Below are 16090 nucleotides of genomic sequence, written 5' to 3' on the forward strand. Positions count from 1 at the left end.
GCAGCCTTCCTTGTGGCTGGTTCCGAAAGCGGAAGGGCCAAAAACCACCCATCCCGGTCATACGCGTCCGTCTATCAGGCTGCCCAGAAGCGGACGCTCCGAAGGTCCGACAAGGGTCAACATCGGCTGGCCATCAACGTCCGCTTCACCAATCGGACGCCCGGAAGCGGACGGATTGCGATCGACCCTTTGCAGCCCCTGGGAAGGTCCGCTTCCGGCAGCTTAGTGGACGAAGACTTCCGACCGGAAAGGGTGGAATGCCGCCATTCCGGTTTGGGGTGGGAAAACAAGGAAAACGAACGTTCGCTTCGAAAGTAGCGCCAATCGGTTTTGCGCCACGACCCGATTTTGATTTTGGCCAGAGCGAAAATGTTCATGTGCAGCTCGATACAAGTCTCACGAGACGATCATTTTTGTGTACATACTAATTCTATGCGTTACTAAGCTACGAATTCACTGCGAAATTGTAAATATTCATCACCCAATCATGCCAGAATTTCTGTTCGACACGGGCGGCTGGTCGGTCGCCCTAAAGTTGGTCTTGGATAGGTCGTGATCCTACGGCACCGCTGCTTCATAACTCCGCTAGCGTTTCTAGGCGGAGAGAGGCGGCAGCCTGTCATTAGGTGGTTGTGCAGGCTGAGGGACGAGCGCTCTAAGCGCCCTGTCCCATGACGAGCGACACCGGCTGTCCGGGACAGGTCTCGACTGCGGTGAACCCGCGGGAGCGCAGTTCAACCTCCATGTCAGGACAATCCCATAGGTGACCGCCGCTCCGGGCCAGCCGCAGGGCCGCAAGTGCGGCTCCGACGGGCTCCGCCGGCGGGGTATAGAGCCCCACGACCAGATGTCCCTTCGGTTTGAGAGCAGCCGTCAGTCGATCAAGCGCTGTCCGAGCCGCGTCATGCGAGAGGAAGGGCGCCGGGAGCCATGTCAGCGAGTAGGCCGCCACTTCATCGAAACGGGTCACATCTTGCAAGCGAAGTTCGATGCGGCTGCCAAAAGGGCTTGCCGCCACGTTCTCGCGGGCTAAATCGAGGGCGGGCTTCCAGATGTCCAAACCAACGATATCCAGCGAAGGCCATTGCGCGGCCGCCTCCAGGGCGATGCCAGCGACACCGGTGCCAACGTCCAGGAAACGCCCGCCAAGCGCGGCCGAGAGCGCCGGGCGCTCCGCCGCCAAGGATGCCAAGCGCCGCACGACGCTGCGCGAGGCCTGGCCTTGAGCCTGCAGCATCGCAGGATCGCTGACCTGCCAGAGCGGAGGCCGCTCCAAACGTTCGAACAGATCCCGAGATTCCTCTAGTGCGTGGGTAGCGGATGTCAGCAGAGCGGCGATCCGCTCCTGATCGAGTTCATCCAGGCCTTCCGGCAGCAAGGCAGCGATCGCATCGAGCAGACGGCGCTCTACCTTCGGATGGACCTTTGACCCTCCCAGCCGCAAGCGTAAGACCGCGCCGATTACGGCGAGCCCCCTTGCTTCATCTCCCATCTGCCGCAGCCTATGTTCAACAGTATGGACATTCATCGGGGACGACCAGTGCGATGATCACGACACCTAGCCGTGACATGTGAATGAGAAGGATCTCGCATGATTGCGACCGATCCGATGTGCTCGGATCAAGATCGATTCATGCGCGTGGAGATAATCGGCGTGGGACCATTCGAAATTTCGCCGACGACAAGTGCGCTTGAGGCAACAGTACTGACTAAAACTCTGATGATGCCGATATGATTCTATGCATCTGCTCGACGCGCATGAAATCATCAGTTCTCGGCTCCGGTCATCACGCAGGATGGCGCCAAGATCTCGGACAATCGTGCCAATGACCGAGCATCCAGGCATCGCCATCCTGCCGACTTCGCCACCGCGAACGCCGTCCATCGGCCCGGCGCGGGACTACGCTACGATGACAGGCCGTGAGCCTGGTGGATCATATGTGCAGCCCGCTCTCCGATGATGGCGCACGGCGCTTGAGTATTCCCCGTGGTCACACGCGGCATGATCGAGGCATCCGCGATACGCAGGGATTCGATCCCGTAAACCTTCAGCGATGCATCGACGACCGACATCGCGTCACGGCCCATCTTGGCCGTGCAGCTCTGGTGCCAGTAGGTGACCGCGGCATCACGGACGAAGTCTTCGCGCGCGTCACCCTTGAGGTCGCCGGGCATGGCCTCGTTGCGGACAAAGGGCCGGAACGCGTGAGCATTTCCCAATTGGCGGCAGAGATCAACGCATCTGAGGGCCGTTGCCATATCCGCGGGCTCGGACATCATGTTGGCCTCAATCGCCATCGGCACCGAGGGGTCGGCGCTTGTCAGACGCAGCCGGCCGTGGCTCGCCGGATGCGCGAGTCCGGCAAACATCGTCCAGCCATGCGCCGGCACACCGCGTGCCGCGGTCCGGTCGCTCGGGACAGGGAATTCGACCTGGCAGAACAACACGTCCGGCGCATCGAGTTCCGGACGACTCTTCCAGTACAGGGGGGCCTCGCTACCGCTGTTACGCGGGGCGATCGGCTCCTCGTAATTCCAGATGCATCCGAAGGACACGTGGTCTTGAAGGTTTTGCCCGACGCCCGGCAGATGCTGCAGCACCGGTATTCCCACGCGGGTCAATTCCGCCTGATCTCCGATGCCCGAATGCATCAGGACTTTGGGCGTCTGGATCGCGCCCAGTGACAGCACGACCTCGGACCGGGCGTGGATCGTGAGGACCTGCCCGGCGCGAACCACCTCGACACCAACGGCACGCCGATTCTCGATCAGCACGCGTCGAACGGTCGTGTCGGTCAAGACCGTCAGGTTGGGGCGGTCGAGCCAGGGGTGGATATAGGCCCGGTAAAGCGACTGGCGCCGGCCGTCGCGGACCAGCATGTCCGAGATAGAGGCACCGCCCGGCCCCTCCATCATCAGGCCGTTCGGGTGCTCGAAGGTCGGGATACCGATCTCGCGGGCGGCATCGAGCATCGCGTATGCAATGGGACTGGGATCAGAGGCGGGCTGGACCCAGACCGGACCCGATTGGCCGCGATAGGCGGGATCGGGCGTCCCCTGCCAATTCTCGATCCGACGGTAGATCTCGAGGACGTTGTCGTAACCCCAGCCGGGATCGCCTGCCTCTTCGGCGAAGAAATCCCAGTCTCTGCGATGCCCGCGCGCCCACACCATGACGTTGATGCTAGAGCCACCCCCGAGACCTTTGCCCATCGACATCGACAGGGCACGACCGTTCAGATGCGGGTTCGGTTGCGCCTGGAAACCCCAATCCCGCTCGCTGCCCAGATTGGCGGGCCATTGAGCGGGGTCGAGCACGGCCTCCGCGTCATCGCTGCCGCCGGCTTCGATCAACAGCACCTGCGCTTCGGAGTTCTCCGCGAGCCGCCGTGCGACGACGGAGCCCGACGCGCCAGCGCCGCACACGATGAAATCGTAGTGCGGCTTCAACTCGGCGATCAGGCGCCCTTGGTTCTCCCGCGCACGACGAGACAAATCCCGGTCTTCATCAAAGGTTTGGCTCACCATTTCATGCCTCCTTCTTCCATAAACTGTGGTCACTGGGGACAAAGACAGTTCCCCCGGTCTTTGGTGGCTTCCGCTGCGAAATGCTGGAGTTGCCGAGATCCGGCTTCGGGAGACGGTGCACCCGTCTGCGGCTCGTGGCTGAACCGCTACAGGGAAGCGTCGCTATATCAAATCTATCAGATTTAGCAAATATGCCAATTTTGCGCGGGGACGGCTTCCCTGCTAGGGCTCGTTTTTTGCTGCCGACGGCGCCGTTCGCGTCGGCGGGATCGGCAGGTGGACACAGTGAAGGCGATGGAGAAGGACATCCTCACCACGGCCCAGACGGCCAAGCTGCTCGGCGTTTCAGTCCGCACAGCTCAGCTGCTCATCGAGGGGGGCTCAGTTCCGTCCTGGAAGACGCCGGGTGGGCATCGCCGTGTGTATCGGACGGATATCGAAGCGCTCATCGAGGGGGGTGGATGTGGCACGCCCTCGGCCTCCGCCACTGTGATCGTCATCACACCGGGAGATCGGATTCGATCCTACGAGGAAGTGTTCGCCGCCGTCCCCGAATGCGAGGCTGAGATCTTCGAAGATCTGCATGCCGCGCTGTTCGCGCTCGGCTCGGCCCGTCCTCATGCCATCGTGGTCGATCTTGCGGACGGGGATGTTGAGCGGTCCGGCCTCCTGCACAGCCTCGTGGCCAACCCCTCCTTAGGTCACAGCCGCATTTTGGCCGTGGGTGCCCCCGTGCCGCGGGAGAGGTCCGATGGGCTCGATCGGGTGATCGCGATCGATACCCCCGATCAGGCGGTGGCGGCCGTCCGCCGGTCGCTGGCCGATACGGGGCAGATGGCACTGCCGTCCGGGGCCTTGCCCTTCCCGGTCGCCCTCAACGAGGGCCAGAGGCTTGTTGCGTTGGAACGATCCGGGCTCCTGGGCACGGCGCCCGAGGAGACCTTCGATCACCTGACATGGCTTGCCAGCCAGACACTGAAAGCACCGATCTCGCTGCTGACCCTGCTCACGCGGACGCAGCAATGGTTCAAGTCACGCCTCGGGCTCGACCTTCCGGAGACGCCGCGGAGTTGGGCGTTCTGCAACTATACGATTCTGCAAAAAGGGGTCTTCTCGGTGGAGGATCTCGCAAAGGACCCTCGGTTCAACAATAATCCGGCCGTTGCGGGCGATCCTGGGTTCCGCTTCTACGCAGGCGTTCCCGTCCTCGACAACGAAGGCTTCCCCGTCGGCTCGCTCTGCGTGATCGACTACAAGCAGCGCGTGCTCGATGAGCGTGAGGCGCAGGCTCTGTCGGCGCTTGCCGCTCTGGCCTCCTCCGAGGTCCGCCTGCGGGCGACCGAACGGCAATTGCGCGAGGCCCTCCGAAGGGAGGGACGGCAGGACTCGGCCCGAGGCCGCGATCCTGTTGCGCAGCATGCGGTGAAACCTTACGATCAATCTCGGGCTTGAGGGCGCCGGGCGTCATGGCGACCTGGGCCGACGCGTCGCCCGTGCGCGCTCCAACGAAGCCGCCTTGCGTCGTTCCTCACGCAAGGTCTCCATGGTCGGCTGCCACCATCCGCGGGCCAGTTCGGCCTGGCCCGGTGCCGCCCGCGCGGGCCAGGCACGGACCAACTCGTCGTGCGTCGGCCTGCGCCGGGTTGCCTAGATCAACGTTCCGGCACGCCCGATGCCCGGGTAGAATCGGTTGGCGACCGACGTTTCGACGACCCCTCCCGTGACCGTCTCCAAGACCCAGCTGCGGTCGCGTCCCCGGCCTACATGCGGGACCGCATGCGCCCCACCGACCCGACCGGACTTTCGTCCCTGGACGGCATGGTGATGCGCTCGTTGCAAACCGGGCGTATCCGCCACTGGATCATGCGCGACGCGGCGGGCCGCGAGATGCCGACGCTCCTACAGGAGAGTGTCGTGGTCAATAATCCGGGCGCTATGCGGGACGCGGCATTGCTGGGCCTTGGCGTGGCGTTGGTCGCGATGCCGGACGTCCTATCCGCCTTGGACAAAGGCGACCTCGTTCGCCTCGTGCCACGTTGGTACGCTGATGCGGGTGCGATCTCCGTCTACTATGCCTCACGCACCCTTCTGCCCGCGAAGACGCGCGCCTTCGTGGACTGGGTCTCGGACGCCTTCAAGGCGCAGCGTCTGGCCGAGCGGTTCGCCGGCGGTTTTGGTCAAGCCGCCTCGCCTGGTCCTGCCTAGGATTGGTGGGGCGCAACATGCAGTCCTGAATGTTGCGCCGCCCTGTCGTCGGGCAACTCGGTTGGCATACTCAGAGCGGCTGGCTCGACCAGCCTGGACGGGACAAGTGACTTGCGAAGTAGGCGGACAGCGCCTCGACCTTCGCAGGCCGTGCCTGCGCGCTCGGCGTAACGAAGTAGAGGGCACCCGCCTCAAGGTGCCAATCAGGTAGCAGCACCTCCAGGCGCCCCTCTGCGAGGTACTCCGAGGCGATAAAGTCCGGTAGTTCCGCCACGCCCCGCCCGGCGAGCAATGTCGGAAGCAGGGCGTCCGCGTTCGTCACACGCAGCATCCCGGCGGGAATGATGGTCGCTTTTTCCCCTGTTACGTTGGTCAGACGCCAGGAACCCTGACGCGCCCGGTAGGCGTAGCCGAGACACCGGTGGGCAGCGAGGTCGCCCGGATGGGCCGGCCTACCGTGTTCAGCCACGTAGGTCGGTGCCGCCACGATGAGCGGCACGACCGGGCAGAGCCGCCGTGCCACCAAGGAGGAATCCTCCAGGACCGCAATCCGCAATGCTGCGTCGAAGCCCTCCCCAATGAGATCGACGACAGCGTCGCTCAGGTGCAGGTCAATGGTGATGTCCGGATAGAGCCGAAAGAACTCGGGCAGCAGAGGCGCCACCCAGCGAAGACCGAAGGACATCGGCACGGCCAGACGAACCGTGCCGCGCGGACGGCTCGACAACTCGTGTGCGGCGTTCTCCGCCTCCTCGGCCTCATGGAATGACCGCGAGGCGCGCTCGACCACGCGTGAGCCGAACTCGGTCAAGGCGAGCTGGCGAGAGGTGCGGTTGAAGAGGCGACCGCCCAGACGCGCCTCCAGCCGGGTCACGGCACGCGAGACGGTAGCGACCGAAACTTCCGTGGCCCGGGCCGCCCCAGCGTAGGAGCGCTCCTCCGCCACCTTGGCGAAGAGCGCCAAGCCTTCGAAGTCCGGCAGCTTCGACATCGACAAACCTGCAACGATGGCTTTCAGCCATTTCTATTTCGGCAGAACGGGGCTGTCGATAGCTTCTCTCCATCGGCAACACAGGCCCACGGAGTTTTCCATGTCCAACAAGCTCGAAGGTAAGGTCGCCCTCGTCACCGGCGGCACCAGCGGCATCGGTCTCGCCACCGCCAAGCGCTTCGCCCAGGAAGGCGCACAGGTCATCGTCACCGGACGGCGCAAGCCGGAACTCGAAGCCGCCGCTTCTGAGATCGGCTACGGCGCCATCGGCATCCAGGCGGACGCCGCGAGTCTCGCCGACCTGGACCGTCTGTACGCGCAGGTCATGGCCGAGAAGGGCCGCCTGGACGTCTTGTTCGTGAATGCCGGCGGCGGCTCCATGGTGCCCCTCGGTGAGATCACGGAGGATCACTTCCAGGACACCTTCGACCGCAACGTGAAGGGCGTGCTGTTCACTGTACAAAAGGCACTGCCGCTGCTCTACCGCGGAGCCTCGGTGATCCTGACCGGTTCGACGGCAGGAACGGAAGGGACGCCGGCCTTCAGCGTGTACGCCGCATCGAAGGCGGCTGTGCGCTCCTTCGCGCGTAACTGGATCCTGGACCTGAAGGACCGCGGCATCCGGGTGAACACCCTGAGCCCTGGCGCCACCTGCACGCCGGGTCTCGTCGAGCTTGCTGGTCCTGATGCAGCTCAGCAGCAGGGCATGCTCGACTACCTCGCCTCCAAGATCCCGATGGGCCGCGTTGGCGAACCGGACGAGATCGCCAAGGCGGCTCTCTTCCTCGCTTCCGACGATGCCAGCTTTATCAACGGCATCGAACTGTTCGTCGACGGTGGCCAGGCTCAGGTCTGAGCCCGCTTATCACCTGGCCTGAAAACGCCGGCCTAGATGCGTCGGCGTCCCTTACCTCCACAACTTGGAACTGGTGATCCAGATGATCGAGCATCGCCCTTTCTCAACCCTAGGCGGCGCCGAGCGCAACTGGCTTAAGGCCAAGCTGCACTTCGCCTTCGCCGGCATGGGCAATCCCGAGCACCGACCCATCGGTCCACTACGGGTCTGGAACGACGATGAGTTCGCTCCCGGATCCGGCTTTCCAATGCACCCTCACTGCGATGTCGAGATCGTCACCTACGTTCGGGAGGGCGCCGTCACGCATGAGGACGACCTCGGTAACCGCGCCCGGATCGAAGCCGGCGATCTTCAGGTGATGAGCACCGGCACAGGCATCCGCCACGCGGAGTTCAACGCCGAGGCTGTTCCCTTGCGCCTGTTCCAGATCTGGCTCGACCCACGCAAGCCGGGCGGACATCCAAGCTGGGCGAGTCGCCGCTTCCCAGCCTCGGAACGGGATAGGCGCTTCGTGGTCCTGGCGAGCGGTGCCCCTGGAGACGCAGGTGCATTGGCCATCAACGCCGACGCGCGGGTCCTTGGGGCGACGCTCCAGCAGGGCGAGACACTCATACACGAGTTTGAGCCTGGACGACGGGGCTATCTCGTGACGACAACTGGGCAGATTGATCTGAACGGCATGCGATTGCAGCCCCGCGACGGGGCCGCCATCCATTCGGAAGATCGCTTGACCATCGCAGCCTGTGCCGACGCCGAGATCCTGCTCGTCGAAATAACCTGACGGGGAGGGGCGGTCTGGATGACTGCGGATACCCAACCTTCGTGCTTATATCGAAGACGAGACAACGTCCGGGAGGGCCACTGTTTAACACCGACAACTCACACGGAGTCATCGGCAGGACTCCTGAAAGCACCGGCGGTATGGGCTGGCGAGGACAGCCCGGTGGTCGTCGCCTTCGGCACCCATCGCATCCACAAGCCGTCCCTGAACATCGCAGGGAGGCCTGCACAAGGGCAGCAGACACACTTCCTCATCGGCGGCGCTGCCCTCGCTTCCGCGTGGACACGGTCGGCGGCGCGCCTAAACTGGGCACGATATACAGGCATTCCGTGGATTTGTGATCCGCATCACATTTCTCGGCGGCGAACGGGCCCATGGTGCTGTCACCCAAACAGGGAGACACGCGATGAAGACGGTTTCGGCGAAGGTGATGTTGGCGGCGGGCATCACGCTCGTAGCGGTGGCTGGCGGGCTCGGCAAAGCCGAGGCTCGCGGATTTGGCCATGGCGGCTTCGGGCACGGCGGCTTTGGTCACCATGGCAGCTAAGGGTACCGCGGCTTCGGTTACAGAGGCTACGGCTTCGGAAGGTTCGGCCACTATGGTCGCTTCTACCATCGCGGCTTCCAGCATCGCTTCGGGGGCTTCGGCTGGGGCTATCCCTCCGAGGGGTACCTGCTTAGCTCCTACTAGAGCGAGTTCCGTGAAACTCCGATCGACACGGAATGCATGCAAACGACCACGCGCTTGATCGAAGGAGTTTCGGCTGATCGTTTGGCGCGGGATGCGGCAGATGCCAATTACCCGTCTTGGGAGGCGGTGGCGTTGATCTTTCCCGCACCAAGTGCCGGTCAGAGCTTAATACTCAGTTAACCAAATAAATCTCAAACGAAAGTCAGAGCGGACCATGTTGAGCTGGACATTGATTTTAATGCTGAGTTCACAGGGATCGACGGCGATACGCGCATTGGATGCGAGCATGTCGTTCCCGACCGAAGAGAGCTGCAAGGCCGCCGCGAAAAAATTCCTGGATGTCGCATCGCCCGAAGGTGTAGCGATGTGCTTGCAAAGGCTAGCTTCAACAACTACGAGCGGACCTTTAAGCTCAAAGCATCAGGCCATTGCCAGTAAAAAATCTAATTAATTCGATTATAATAATACTGCGTGCATATGAATTTTAATTTTATAGATAAGTTCCATCAAATAGCATTCATGAATGCTCAAGCTGGGAGTGTGCTGATGCATCGAAATGAAACCATTTCTTTTGCGGGGACCCTCGTCGACATCCTGGTCGCCGGCGGGGATTCGAAGGGTGAGTTCTCCCTTCTTCGTATCACGAACCCTCCCGGCGTGTGGACACCGCTACACCGACACTTGCACGAAGAAGAGACGATTTACGTACTAGACGGGCAGATCGTCGTTGAGGCAAGAGGCGAAACCCGCCTACTGTCTGCCGGAGAGATCGCGATCCTTCCGCGCGGCGAAGCTCACCGCTTGGGAAATGCGGGTCCGCAGGACGCGCATGCGCTGGTGTTCTGCACCCCAGCGGGGTTTGAGCGGTTCGTACGTGAAGCCGGGCAGGCTACCACAACGAGCTCCGAGACGGTACAGGCGCCAGGCTCCGAGGCTCTGACACGGCTCGCCAGCCTGTCCTCCCGCTTCGGGGTCGAACTGCTGCCAAACACCTGAAACCAGCGTCCGGCCAGACTAATACGATCAGCGCGTCTATGCAGTTGATCTAACGCAACATACTCAGACTTCGTTCAAATGGAAACACAGATGATTAAAAACTGCGACTTCCGTGAAGACGGCCAGGGGACTGTATCGGTGGCAGCAGCACCGCCGGACATGCTGGGGATTGCCATGCAATGGAGAATTCGTGGCGCCGAAGCGCAGGACGCCTTCTGTTGCCTGGAGCTTACGATACAGCCCGATTGCGGTGTGCCGCGCCACCATCACGACTACGTAGAAAGCTTCTATGTGCTGGAAGGAAAGATCAGGCTCGAGATCCAGGATGGCACCACGTCTCGGGTTGTCGACTGCTTGCCTGGCGATGCTGTGAGCGTTCCAGCTGGAGCACAGCACAGTTTCTTCAACCCGATTGCCGCAGCGGCCAGGCTTCTTAGCATTTCCATTCCCAAGCATGAAATGTTCTTCGACGCGATCGTCGATGCAGACCACGCCGCTCCGTTTTCGGAATTGCCGCAGAGTGAAATTATGCGGCGACTCGCGCTTATCGGCAACAAAACCTCAACTTTTTTTGCAGAACCAAAGTAGTTTTCGACGGATGCTTCGTTGTTTAAATAGCATTGTTAATTTATTTGACTAATGCCATGACCGTACCACACCGGCTTGCCGGAATCTTAGCCGCTAACCCTTTCTTTGCCGAGATGGGACCGGAGGTCATCGAGGCTATCGCCGGCTTGTGCAAGACGAGGAGCCTGTTTCGGCAGGAGGTCCTGTTCCAGAAAGGTGATCCGGGTAGTGCCCTCTACGCGGTTCGCCGAGGGCAAATTCGCATCGGAACTGGCACCGGGGACGGCCGAGCCGTGACGCTCAACATTCTCGGTCCGGGGGATGTCTTCGGTGAAATTGCCCTGCTTGACGGCCATCCACGTACTGCGGAGGCTGTTGCGCTTGAGGCGACTGACCTTTTTGTCGTCAATCGGCATGACTTTCTGGGGCTTCTTGCGCACGACGCAGCCTTGGCCGCGCGGATCATCGGCTTCCTCTGTCTGCGACTACGCTGGATGAGCGAACGCATGGAGGAGGCCACACTGCTTCCACTCGACGCCCGGTTGGCGCGACGGTTGATCATGCTGTCCCAGGACTATGGTGCCGAGATTCATGTTACCCAGCAGGAACTCGCCGCCTTCGTCGGTGCAGCGCGCGAGAGCGTCAACCGCACTCTTCAGAGTTGGCAGCGATCCGGCATCATCGATTTGGGCCGTTCCCGCGTGACGGTGAAAATTGCTCAACGTCTGGTGGCGCTTGGCGAGCGGCCTCAACTTTGAAACGGCAAAAGGGATTTACCACATGAGAAATCTAGTGCGGGCGGCGACAGCACTCGCTGCCACACTCGTCATGGGTACCGCCGTAGCGCAGACGCGGTGCACTGAGACGACGCGTTTTGATCCGCCCTTACGGGTACTGCGCTGCACGGACGGGCTTCTGCTCGAAACTGAGCGGAATGCCACGCTGCGCCCAATAGACCGGAACGGCGACGGGCGTTTGGAAGGCGCGGAGCTTGGGGGTGGCGCCGCCCTCATCACACTGCCACCGAGCGCAAGGGTCCGCCGAGAAGGCTTCCAGATCCTTACGCCTCACGCGCTTGCCTCGGTGCGGGGCACCGTCTACGCCGTCGACGTGACCAACGCCCGAACGGCGGTTTTCGTGGAACGAGGCCGGGTCGTCGTCGCGCGCCGGAGTACTCTGGATGGGGCCGTCACGCTTGGCCCAGGCGAGGGCGTCGATGTCGATGCGGATCAGGGCCCCCTCGAAGTACGGCGTTGGCCACAAGAGCGCGTCAGGGGCTTACTCGAGCGCTTCGGGCAGTAAATTCCGTTGGCGTGATGTCAAGCTCTAAGCCAATCGTGAACCTCCGTCAGATAAATCGGCGCTTTGCAATCGCAGCACTCGTCGCTGCGCTCTCCTGGAGCGGCTGGCTCGCCTACCTCCACATCGGCGGACGTGCCACGCCCCTCGACTCGGTCGAGTCGGCCCTGACGGACCTACGCATGCGACTGGCCGGGCCACGTAAGCCGCCCGCCGACGTTGCGATCGTTGCCATTGACGACGAGATCGTCCAGCGGGAAGGAGGTTTTCCGGTCTCGCGCGCGATGATAGCGCGGCTGATCGAGACAATTGCGGCTGCGAATCCACGCGTGATTGCCGTGGATGTTCTCTTCCTGGAAGCGGGCCGCCAACCTGAGGCCGATCGTGCCCTGGCGACCGCTTACAGCAAGGCGCCAACCGTCTTGGCGGCTGCGGGTGTTTTCGACGGCCGCGTGGATGAGACCGGCATACCCATCGCAACAAGTGTACGCCGACCGACGCCTGAAATCGGCGCGGCTGCGTTTTCCGGGCTCGTCAACGTTTCCGAAGACGCAGCAGGTGTCCCGCGCCATCTTCCGCTTGTTGCAAGGACAGACGAGGGAGTCGCTGTAGCTCTTGTCCTACGCGTCGCCGCCTTGGCAGTTCGTAGAGATCCGATCATGGGCGATGGCCACTTACAACTGGGTTCTGCCATCATCCCTCTCGATCTCGGGTATCATCTTCCTCTGCGTCCTTATGGACCGCGACGCACAATCCCGACATTGAGCGGTGCCGCACTTCTCGACGGCACTGCATCAGTCGCTGATCTGAATAACCGCGTCGTCGTAGTCGGCTCTACGGTGCTGGGCGGGAGCGATACCTTCGCGACAGCATTCGATCCTGTCCTGCCTGGCGTAGAACTCCTTTCGACCGGCATTGCAAACTTGATATCAGGTGACGGCCTCGTGCGTGATACGAGCGTTCGGAGGCTCGATGCAGTCGCAGCCATGGTTCTTGCAACCGCTGCTGCGCTCATGATCGCTCTCGTGCCGCCGAGCCTGGCGGCCATCCTTGTGTTTCTTCTGCTGACAGCGTGGCTTGCGGCCGGCGCTGTCGCATTTTCCTGGGGTGTTTGGTGGAGTGCAGCGCTGCCACTCGCAGCGGTCGCGATGCCGACCGTCCTATTCGTTGCGGCACGGCAAGCAGTGGATCGTCGGAGTGGCGCGAGAGTGGCTCAGTCCGAGCAGGTCTTACGCCTGCTTCAACCGGCGGCACTTGCGGACCGGCTAGCCCAGGATCCGACCTACCTGATCGAACCTATCGCACGCGACATTCCGGTGCTTTTTATCGATCTCTCCGGCTTTACACAACAAAGCGAACGGCTTGGCCCCGTGCGCACCCGCGCAATCCTTAAGACGTTCCACGATCTCTTAGACGGGATCGCTTCAACGTCTGGAGGTCTTGTCGTCAACTTCATGGGCGACGGCGCCATGATCCTGTTCGGCGCGCTCGATCCTGATCCCGCACAGGCCGCCAACGCTTTGCTGGCGGCTGAGGATCTCATCATCAGCATAAGGCAATGGATTGCGCGTGAACCTGAACTGGCAGGCGCCGGGCGCACACTCGATGTGCGGATCGGCGCACATTTTGGGCCGGTGATCCTTTCGCGCCTCGGCAGCCAAACCAATCAACACATCACGGCCACGGGTGACACCGTCAATGTCGCGAGCCGTCTCCTTGCGGTGGCTTCAGACGCGAAATGTCGCCTCGCCGCCAGCGCCGATCTTCTCACGGCTGCCGGTATCGGGGAGCCGGACGGCATTTTCGACGAGCGGCAGACGTCCGCCCTCCGTGGTCGCGAACAAACCCTCGATGTCTGGCTACAGCGCGAGCCAGCCATTCGGGCGTCCTCTCAAGACTGAAGCACGGTCCAGATCTGTGTGATCTGAATCACAGTTCTCCACCCGAAAGAAGTGCACGTTAAATTCACCCAAGCATCTTAGCCAATTAAGAGTCGAGAAGATGCATCCGATGCTGTCGCGCGCCGTTGTCACCTTTGTTGTTCTTGTCATCGCTGGATAGGCTTTGGCGGATACTCTGCCGCTTCGTCACGGAGCCTACGTCGCAGTCGGTACAGGTTGTGACAGTCCGCCAAACGTCGCCCTGCGCGGCTACGATGGCAATGGCATAGGAAGTTCAAAGGCAAATCGCTGTCGGGCGAAGGTGCGATCCCGCCAAGACAATCGCTTTGATATCATTCAGGACTGCGAGCAATTTGGCGGCCCGATTCCTGCCCGCGAAACCGAAACCCTTGCCATACGCGTCGATGGACCAACTACGTACACCGATCTGAGCGCCGGAAAAAACGTCCGCTATCGCCTTTGTCCGAACCTGGCACTTTAGCAGCCGTGCCCATCATTGATGCCAGCGTGGAGTATATACCTTGACGCCCGTGGTAAGAGGTTCGATCGCGCAGATCGATACCGATATTTCATGTTCATCCTCGATTGGCATTCGCATCGTTCTGGATCTTTTGGGCGGCCAGATCTTGATCCATGACGATCGAGGCAGAGGGTCATTAGGAACCTAGTCCATGCTTTCCATTCTCGAACAGCGACCTCGCTTCGACTTGATTGAGGGGGCGACACCTATCCAGCGCCTGACGCGCCTAGAACGAAGCATCGGGTGCTCAAAGAAACATGGCATCTACGTAAAGCGTGATGATCTAATGGGTGTCGGTGGAGGCGGCAACAAACTCAGGAAATTGGAGTTTCTCGTCGGTGAGGCTCTGAGCCAAGGCTGTGACACCTTCATCACGACTGGAGCACGTCAATCGAACCATGCAAGGTTGAGTGCGGCTGCGGCAGCGCGTGCTGGTTTGAGCTGCGAGTTGGTGTTGACGGATACGGTTGTCCGGACAGATGAGGCCTACCGGTACAATGGTAACGTGCTTCTTGATGACCTTCTCGGTGCAACGGTTCACCGTCGACCTAACGGCGCGGATGCAATGGTGGTTGCGGAGATGCGGCGGGCAGAACTCATCGCAGTTGGCCTGCGTCCCTATGTTGTTGGATCAGGAGGCTCATCGGCGGTTGGCTGCCTCGGCTATGCGGCCTGTGCGGCAGAGATTGTAGCTCAGGAGCAGAGCCTTGGATTGAGGTTTGGACGCATTGTTGTGCCGAATGGCAGTTCGGGCACCCATGCCGGCTTGGCTGCCGGCCTCAAGGCTTTGGGCGACGATGCGTCTCGGATAACATCCTTCTCCGTCTTAGCGCCGCTTGAGAAGACTGAGGAGACCACCCGTGTCATTGCCGAGCAAACCTTAGGCCTTCTCGGGCAGAATTATGCATTCGGTAACAATGACATCAGGGTGTCGGGAGACCAGCTTGGCGAAGGCTATGGCATGCCGACAGATGCGATGTTCGAAGCCGTCCGCTTGGTTGCTCGAACGGAGGGACTGCTCCTCGATCCGGTCTATGGTGGAAAGGCTTTTGCGGGCCTGATTTCGGCTGTTCGTAACAAGGCCTGGCAGGATGAAGGCCCAGTTCTCTTTGTGATGACCGGCGGCCTTCCAGGGCTTTTTGCCTACGAGCCGGCGTTTCGAGCTGGTCAGAACAATCTCTACCATCGGAGTTGAGTGGCCTGTCTACTGTTTCGACAAATCTCAGCAGGGACGTGTGAGATCCGATGTAATGTCGAAAGTGCGAGAGGTCTGTCTCGGCCGATAGCTGAGACTCCGGCCAATGTCCGCTTTTTGGCGGCGCTTCGGCCGGCGTTTACAACTAGGTCGGGTCGCAGGCGGAACGTCCGCTTCAGGGCGAAGGGTCAGGGTCTGCTCCCCACCCGACCCAGCCGCGCATTCCTCCGATCCCGATGCCCGTACGCGGACGTCGAACCATAAACACCCTAAAAACGGGATCTTCTCGACCAGTGCTTGGCTGCATCCGGATACCTATCGGTCGATGCAAGCGAACTTCAGGACGACGTGTCCGCGGATTGGAGTTGGCGCCGCTACGATGCCGGGATGCCATGGTCTTTATGGCCCAGGGCATGACGCACTCGCCGATGGTGGCTGCCAGCTGGGCTGATATGGTTCGCCCGTCAATCGCCGGGGCGACCCTAGCAGCAGGACCGCAAGCACCCCTTGCGTTCAAGGTCCGGCCAGGCGATCACGCGGACTCATAAAGGACCGTAACG

Annotated in this window: 14 protein-coding genes; 11 read left to right on the forward strand and 3 right to left on the reverse strand. The window is 61.4% G+C overall.

Annotated elements, in window-relative coordinates; genetic code table 11:
- Positions 1–655: 655 nt before the first annotated feature.
- Together K368_RS0106660 and K368_RS0106665 are read right to left on the reverse strand one after the other, a co-directional pair.
- On the reverse strand, positions 656–1492 hold the full coding sequence (locus K368_RS0106660) for a class I SAM-dependent methyltransferase (protein ID WP_081739509.1): 837 nt from the start codon (positions 1490–1492) through the stop codon (positions 656–658).
- Between the two features lie 413 nt (positions 1493–1905).
- Entirely contained in the window at positions 1906–3528 is a 1623-nt protein-coding gene (locus tag K368_RS0106665) for a GMC family oxidoreductase N-terminal domain-containing protein (protein ID WP_027171722.1), read from the reverse strand.
- A gap of 276 nt (positions 3529–3804) precedes the next feature.
- Between K368_RS0106665 and K368_RS24045 the strand changes: the two genes are divergently transcribed.
- Together K368_RS24045 and K368_RS24050 are read left to right on the forward strand one after the other, a co-directional pair.
- Complete coding sequence (locus K368_RS24045) at positions 3805–4980, forward strand: GAF domain-containing protein (RefSeq protein ID WP_245259523.1); 1176 nt, start codon at positions 3805–3807, stop codon at positions 4978–4980.
- A 171-nt stretch (positions 4981–5151) separates the two neighbouring features.
- The gene (locus tag K368_RS24050) at positions 5152–5733 is read left to right on the forward strand and encodes a LysR substrate-binding domain-containing protein (RefSeq protein WP_348625525.1); all 582 of its coding nucleotides are present in this window, start codon (positions 5152–5154) and stop codon (positions 5731–5733) included.
- A 70-nt stretch (positions 5734–5803) separates the two neighbouring features.
- On the opposite strand, the gene K368_RS0106680 is transcribed toward K368_RS24050, so the two are convergent.
- Positions 5804–6724, reverse strand: a complete 921-nt coding sequence (locus tag K368_RS0106680) for a LysR family transcriptional regulator (protein ID WP_027171723.1) — start codon at positions 6722–6724, stop codon at positions 5804–5806.
- Positions 6725–6824: 100 nt separating this feature from the next.
- Here K368_RS0106680 and K368_RS0106685 point away from each other — a divergent pair, with 100 nt between their 5' ends.
- From K368_RS0106685 to K368_RS25875, 9 genes are all read left to right on the forward strand, one after another.
- The gene (locus tag K368_RS0106685; protein WP_027171724.1) at positions 6825–7580 is read left to right on the forward strand and encodes a glucose 1-dehydrogenase; all 756 of its coding nucleotides are present in this window, start codon (positions 6825–6827) and stop codon (positions 7578–7580) included.
- 82 nt (positions 7581–7662) lie between these two features.
- Positions 7663–8361, forward strand: a complete 699-nt coding sequence (locus tag K368_RS0106690) for a pirin family protein (protein WP_027171725.1) — start codon at positions 7663–7665, stop codon at positions 8359–8361.
- 406 nt (positions 8362–8767) lie between these two features.
- Entirely contained in the window at positions 8768–8908 is a 141-nt protein-coding gene (locus K368_RS27655) for a hypothetical protein (RefSeq protein ID WP_348625526.1), read from the forward strand.
- A gap of 663 nt (positions 8909–9571) precedes the next feature.
- The gene (locus tag K368_RS24060; protein WP_197030986.1) at positions 9572–10048 is read left to right on the forward strand and encodes a cupin domain-containing protein; all 477 of its coding nucleotides are present in this window, start codon (positions 9572–9574) and stop codon (positions 10046–10048) included.
- A gap of 78 nt (positions 10049–10126) precedes the next feature.
- Complete coding sequence (locus K368_RS25515; protein ID WP_081739513.1) at positions 10127–10636, forward strand: cupin domain-containing protein; 510 nt, start codon at positions 10127–10129, stop codon at positions 10634–10636.
- A 56-nt stretch (positions 10637–10692) separates the two neighbouring features.
- The gene (locus K368_RS0106710; protein ID WP_027171727.1) at positions 10693–11373 is read left to right on the forward strand and encodes a Crp/Fnr family transcriptional regulator; all 681 of its coding nucleotides are present in this window, start codon (positions 10693–10695) and stop codon (positions 11371–11373) included.
- Positions 11374–11443: 70 nt separating this feature from the next.
- Positions 11444–11917: a FecR domain-containing protein gene (locus K368_RS25870; RefSeq protein WP_245259668.1), complete on the forward strand. Its 474-nt coding sequence runs from the start codon at positions 11444–11446 to the stop codon at positions 11915–11917.
- A 35-nt stretch (positions 11918–11952) separates the two neighbouring features.
- Positions 11953–13815 (forward strand): adenylate/guanylate cyclase domain-containing protein, encoded by a 1863-nt coding sequence (locus tag K368_RS24070; RefSeq protein WP_245259524.1) that lies wholly within the window; start codon positions 11953–11955, stop codon positions 13813–13815.
- 671 nt (positions 13816–14486) lie between these two features.
- Positions 14487–15530 (forward strand): D-cysteine desulfhydrase family protein, encoded by a 1044-nt coding sequence (locus K368_RS25875; protein WP_081739516.1) that lies wholly within the window; start codon positions 14487–14489, stop codon positions 15528–15530.
- Positions 15531–16090 lie beyond the last annotated feature (560 nt).

This window comes from Methylobacterium sp. 10, assembly GCF_000519085.1.
Classification (GTDB): domain Bacteria; phylum Pseudomonadota; class Alphaproteobacteria; order Rhizobiales; family Beijerinckiaceae; genus Methylobacterium.